5 protein-coding genes are annotated in these 5,623 nt (G+C 65.7%); 3 read left to right on the top strand and 2 right to left on the bottom strand.

The annotated features are described in order from the left end of the window. Window positions 1-108 precede the first annotated feature (108 nt). Entirely contained in the window at window positions 109-1,077 is a 969-nt protein-coding gene (locus tag DBR23_RS02925; protein ID WP_108497263.1) for a porin, read from the top strand. Between the two features lie 279 nt (window positions 1,078-1,356). Beyond that, the gene (locus tag DBR23_RS02920) at window positions 1,357-2,079 is read left to right on the top strand and encodes a formylglycine-generating enzyme family protein (protein ID WP_108497262.1); all 723 of its coding nucleotides are present in this window, start codon (window positions 1,357-1,359) and stop codon (window positions 2,077-2,079) included. Window positions 2,080-2,112: 33 nt separating this feature from the next. Here the strand turns inward: DBR23_RS02920 and DBR23_RS02915 are convergent, their stop codons facing one another. Together DBR23_RS02915 and DBR23_RS02910 are read right to left on the bottom strand one after the other, a co-directional pair. Beyond that, the gene (locus DBR23_RS02915) at window positions 2,113-2,889 is read right to left on the bottom strand and encodes a hypothetical protein (RefSeq protein WP_108497261.1); all 777 of its coding nucleotides are present in this window, start codon (window positions 2,887-2,889) and stop codon (window positions 2,113-2,115) included. A 172-nt stretch (window positions 2,890-3,061) separates the two neighbouring features. After that, window positions 3,062-4,498: an NAD-dependent succinate-semialdehyde dehydrogenase gene (locus DBR23_RS02910; RefSeq protein WP_108497260.1), complete on the bottom strand. Its 1,437-nt coding sequence runs from the start codon at window positions 4,496-4,498 to the stop codon at window positions 3,062-3,064. 88 nt (window positions 4,499-4,586) lie between these two features. Between DBR23_RS02910 and DBR23_RS02905 the strand changes: the two genes are divergently transcribed. After that, window positions 4,587-5,623, top strand: a 1,037-nt coding sequence (locus tag DBR23_RS02905; protein ID WP_108497259.1) for a pyridoxal phosphate-dependent aminotransferase, incomplete at its 3' end; no start/stop codon positions are given.

The raw sequence follows: 5,623 nt of genomic DNA, 5'->3' as shown, positions 1-5,623 counted from the left end.
GCCCAAATGGGCGGCGCAAGAGGCCACAAAATCCAAAAAATGGCGTCTTCCGCGTTCGCGCGGGAAATTTCGAGGGCTTGTTCAGCGTAGCCTTAAGGAACCTCGCGAATGAAAACATTGAACCGCTGCGCCCTCGCCGCGCTGGCCCTGGTGGGTACGTCTGCTGCCTTTGCACAGAGCAGCGTCACCCTGTACGGCCGGGTCAACACCAGCTTTGAACACCAAAAAGACGGCGATGTCTCCAAGACCGGCCTGTTCAACAACTCCTCCCGCTTCGGCTTCAAGGGCCAGGAAGACCTGGGCGGCGGCCTGATGGCTGGCTTCCAGCTGGAAAGCGGCTTTGACTCCAGCTCCGGCGCTACCGACTCGCGCGGCATTTTTGCCCGCCAGAGCGAAGTGAACCTGTCCGGCGGCTTCGGCATGGTGCGCCTGGGCAACTTCACGTCCGAGTCGTACTACGCCACGGCCGACTTCATCAGCAACCACAACCACGACACTGGCTCGTCGGCTGACGCCCTGTACGCCTACCCCGCCCGTGACATCAACAAGATCGCTTACCGCACCCCCAGCCTGGGCGGCGCAACGTTCGAAGCCGGCTGGGCCCAGCACGAGCAGCCCAGCGGCACCGGCGGCAAGAACAGCATGGACCTGGCTGCCAACTACGAAATCGGCAAGCTGGGCCTGGGCGCCGGTTACTCCAAGCTGGGCGACCAGAACCAGTTCGCAGTGCGCGCTTCGTACTCCACCGGTCCCTTCGTGATGGGCGCCTACGTGCAACGCGACAAGAACGTGTTCATCGCCAACGGCGGCAACCGCACCAACCTGCGCCTGTCGGCCGCCTACATCATGGGCGTGTCCGAGTTCCACGTGAACGTGGGCCGTGCCGGCAACTACTCCAACGTGTCCAACAGCGCCGCAACCCAGTACACGCTGGGCTACAACTACAACCTGAGCAAGCGCACCAAGGTCTACACGTACTACACCCGCATCAACAACAGCCAGGCCGCCACCTACGGCGTGTCGGCTCCGGGTAACGACTTCAGCTCCTTCGCCGTGGGCGTGCGCCACAACTTCTGATGGCCCCCCACACGCTGCTGCCCTGACTGGTGGGAGGGCAGACACACAGCCAATTACCCCGCACTTCTTTGGAGTGCGGGGTTTTTTTATGCCTGCGACCTGCCGGATACAGCGCATAGCCCTATTGCGGACGCAGAGCCAACCACCCAACCCGGCGCACCCAAGGCCATTCGGTCGGTCCAAATCCGGTCCCGCCCGCAGGCTTTTGCAGCGGCAGATACTCTGCGCCACACCGGCCGGGCAATGACTACCTGGCTGTGAAATGCGGAGCACAGCACCATGCCAACACCACGCCACGCAGCCAGCGCCATCCTGGTGTTCTGGGCCTTGGCCGCATCTGCCCAGACCACAGCGCCCGTGGTGCTGGACGACCTGGGCGGCCTGCGCATTGACAAGACCGAAGTCACCATCGCCCAGTTTGCGCGCTACGTGCGGGCCACCGGCACCACCACCCGTGCAGAGCGCGAAGGCGGCGGTTTTGAATACGTGGGCGGCTGGCAGCGCCGCGCGGGCTGGACCTGGCAGCGCCCCGACGGCTCACCGCCCGACACCGACCAGTTGCCCGCCGTGCACCTCACTCACGCCGAGGCCCAGGCCTACTGCCAATGGGCGGGCGGCCGCCTGCCCACCGCCGCCGAGTGGCGCACCGCCGGCTTTACCGAGCTGCGCAGCCAACCGCCCACGCCCTGGGTGCGTGGCACCACCTACCCCTGGACCACAGGCCAGAGCCCGCAGGGCGCCAACACCAGCGACCCCGACCCCTGGCCCCGTGCCGCACCCGTCAACGCCACCGCAGCCGGGGTGAACGGCCTGCACGACATGGGTGCCAATGTGTGGGAATGGGCGGCCGATGCGCGCGGCGACGAGCGGCGCACGATGGGCGGGTCCTGGTGGTATCCCGCGTCGCAAATGCGCGCGGAGGTCGAGGCCTGGAAGCCTGCGGACTTTTACGCGGTGTACATCGGCTTTCGCTGCACGTACGACCCGGTGAAACAGCGCTGAGGGGACCGCAGCACCGACTGAGAGGGCATCCTCTCAATGCCCGCCAAACCGCCCCACTTGCCGCAGCCCGCCCGTCAGGCCCCACAGCGATACGCACCAGCCGTCACACCCTTCCGACACCACCAGCCCCGGCAGGTCGTTGCCGTCGATGTCCACGTAGCTATCGGGCTTGCCGGGCACCTCGCCCATGTAGGCATAGCCGCCACTGCCACGCACAAAAACATGGTGCCGCTGGGCTTCGTAAAAAGCATTCGGATCGCGCACCACCCTGCCAGGCACCACCACGGTGGTGCGTGCACCCTGGGGCTGCTGAACCGTGCGTGCCGAACCCCATTGGAGCTGGCGGCGCAGCGTACCAAACCGGCGGTCGTCCGACTGCACGAACAACTGCAGTGCTCCCAGCTGCTCGGCATCGGGGCTCCCTACCACCCACTGCGGCGCGCGCGGCGGCGTGAGGGCGAAGAGCCGGTACTGCCGGGTATCTGCCTGCGGCGCCGGACCTTGCACGGTCATGCCTGCAGCGTAGGATTCTTCCTGCCCGGCAGACTTCGGCGGCAGTTCGGCCTTGCACTGGTAGCGGGTGCCTGCTTGCAGCGCAAACACCGGCGCGCCGGCATTGCAGTGCCGTGCCAGCTGCTGCAGGTGCGCGGGGTTCTCAAAATGAGCCCACACCGGACCATCGTCGGGCGACAGCCAGGCAAAGAACAGTCCGGGCCGCTGGATGGAGCCTTCTTTGTCCATGCCCGCCCAGGCAGGCGGCACGCAGGAGGCCAGCGCAGCGATGAGGGCAAGGCATTGTCGGGACAGCATGGGCGGTGCACTCCTGAAATGGCGGATGCTGGGTAATAGCCACCTGATGTGGCCGTAGCTCTGTAGCGGCCCACCATTGTGCCGCCACGTTCAGTCTTCCAAATGCAAAAAAAAAGGCCCCCGATGCCCATGGCACCGGGGGCCTGTGACCAAGGAGCAAAGAGCGCGATGGTTACACGTTCATGATCGACACCAGGCGCGTGTTCAGGTGCGCCTCGATGGCCTCGGGGCCACCCTCGGAGCCGTAGCCCGAATCCTTCAGGCCACCAAACGGCAGCTCGGCTGCAGGTGCGGCGGCCTGGTTGATCCAGAGCATGCCCACTTCCAGGCGCTGCGCCAGCAAATGAGCGTTCTTCAGCGACGAAGTGAAGGCATAACCGGCCAGACCAAACGGCAGGCGGTTGGCCTCGGCAATGGCGTCTTCGATTTGGGTGAAGCCACGCACGGCAGCCACGGGGCCAAAGGGCTCTTCGTTCACGATGCGGGCCGACAGGGGCACGTCGTTCAGCACGGTGGGCTGGAAGAAGTTGCCTTCGGTGCCGATGCGCTCGCCACCGGCCAGCACCTTGGCGCCCTGCTGTACCGCATCGGCCAACAAGTCGGCCATGGCGGTAATGCGACGCGGGTTGGCCAACGGGCCCATCTGCGTGCCGGCCGTGAGGCCATCGCCCACCTTCAGGCCCTGCGCGTACTTGGCGAAGGCAGCCACGAAGTCGGCACGGATGCTCTCGTGCACCAGATAGCGGGTGGGCGAAATACAGACCTGGCCTGCGTTGCGGAACTTGGCGCCGCTGCCGATCTTGATGGCGAGTTCGAGGTCGGCGTCTTCCGCCACGATTACCGGGGCGTGGCCGCCCAGCTCCATCGTCACGCGCTTCATGTGCTTGCCCGCCAGCGCGGCCAGCTGCTTGCCCACGGGCGTGGAGCCGGTGAACGTGACCTTGCGGATGATGGGGTGCGGGATCAGGTAGCTGGAGATTTCAGCCGGGTCGCCATAGACCAGGCCCACGGTGCCTGCGGGCACACCGGCATCGGCAAACGCGCGGATCAGCTCGGCCGGGCTGGCGGGGGTTTCTTCAGGCGCCTTGACCAAGATGGAGCAACCGGCACCCAGCGCGGCGGCCAGCTTGCGCACCACCTGGTTGATGGGGAAGTTCCAGGGCGTGAAGGCCGCCACGGGGCCCACAGGGTCCTTCAGCACCATCTGCGTGGCCTTGAGGTTGCGCGAGGGCACGATGCGGCCGTACACACGCAGCGATTCGTCGGCAAACCATTCGATGATGTCGGCCGACGCCATGGTTTCAACCTTGGCCTCGGCCAGGGGCTTGCCCTGCTCTTGCACCATGATGGCGGCTATTGATTCGGCGCGTTCCCGCATCAGGGCCGCTGCGCGGCGCATGGTCTTGGCGCGCTCGGCGGCAGGCATGTCACGCCAGGCTTCAAAGCCCTTTTGTGCGGCGTCCAGCGCACGGTCCAGATCGACCTTGGTGGCATGGGCCACACGGCCAATTTCTTTGCCCGTGGCGGGGTTGAACACGGCAAGGGTCTTGCCTTCAGCGGCGTCTTGCCACTGGCCTGCGATGAAGAGCTGGGTGTTGGGATAGGTCATGAGCGTTGGTTGGTCAGCCAAGGTGGTGAAAAAATCAAAAAAACGACTATACGCCTGCGATGATGGCTGTGTATTTCAAGGAGATTGCATGCGAGAAGTAGTCCAAAGCCTCGAAGAGTCGCGCATCCGCGAAGTGGCCAACGAAGGCCTGGGGCGCAGCGATGTGCTGAAGTTCTGGTTCGGCGAGAGCGACGAAGTAACGCCCGATTTCATCCGCGACGCGGCCATTGCGTCGCTGCAAAAGGGCGAGACCTTTTATGCCCACAACCTGGGCCTGCCCGAACTGCGCCACGCGATTGCGGGCTACATGCACGGCCTGCACCCGCAGCAGCACACCGATGCGTGGTTCGACCGCATCGCAGTGACGTCCGGCGGTGTGAACGGCCTGATGGTGGCCGTGCAGACCCTGGTGGACGCAGGCGACGAAGTGGTGCTGGTGACGCCCGTGTGGCCCAACCTGGTGGCGCAGCCGCGCATTCTGGGGGCGCAGGTGCGCACCGTGCCACTGGTGGCCGACGTGCACGGCGCATGGCGCCTGGACATGGATGCGCTGCTGGCCGCCATCACACCCGGCACGCGCCTGCTGGTCGTCAACGCCCCCAACAACCCCACGGGCTGGACGCTGACGCGCGAGGAGCAAGCCACCATCCTGGCGCACTGCCGCCGCACGGGCACGTGGATTCTGGCGGACGAGGTGTACGAGCGGCTGTACTACGCGGGCGACACGGCCAATGGCGCGGCCCCCAGCTTTCTGGACGTGGCCGAACCGGAGGACCGGCTGATCGTGACGCACAGCTTTTCCAAGAGCTTTTTGATGACCGGCTGGCGCCTGGGGTGGCTGGTGTTGCCGCCGTCACTCACCCAGGCGGTGGGCAAGCTGATCGAGTTCAACACCTCGTGCGCGCCGGTGTTTGTGCAGCGCGGAGCCACGGTGGCGCTGCAGCGCACGGAGGAGGTGACGCCCGCGCTGGTGAACCATCTACGCAACTGCCGCGACACGCTGGTGCCGCTGCTGGCCGAGGTGCCGGGAGTGTCGGTGGCCACGCCACGTGGGGGCATGTATGCGTTCTTCCACATCGACGGGCATGACGAGTGTTTGCCACTGGCCAAGCGGCTGGTGCGGGA

The organism is Acidovorax sp. HMWF018 (genome assembly GCF_003061035.1).
Lineage (GTDB): Bacteria > Pseudomonadota > Gammaproteobacteria > Burkholderiales > Burkholderiaceae_C > Acidovorax > Acidovorax delafieldii.
Note: the sequence above shows the minus strand (reverse complement) of the source record. Positions and strands in the feature narration are given on the sequence as shown.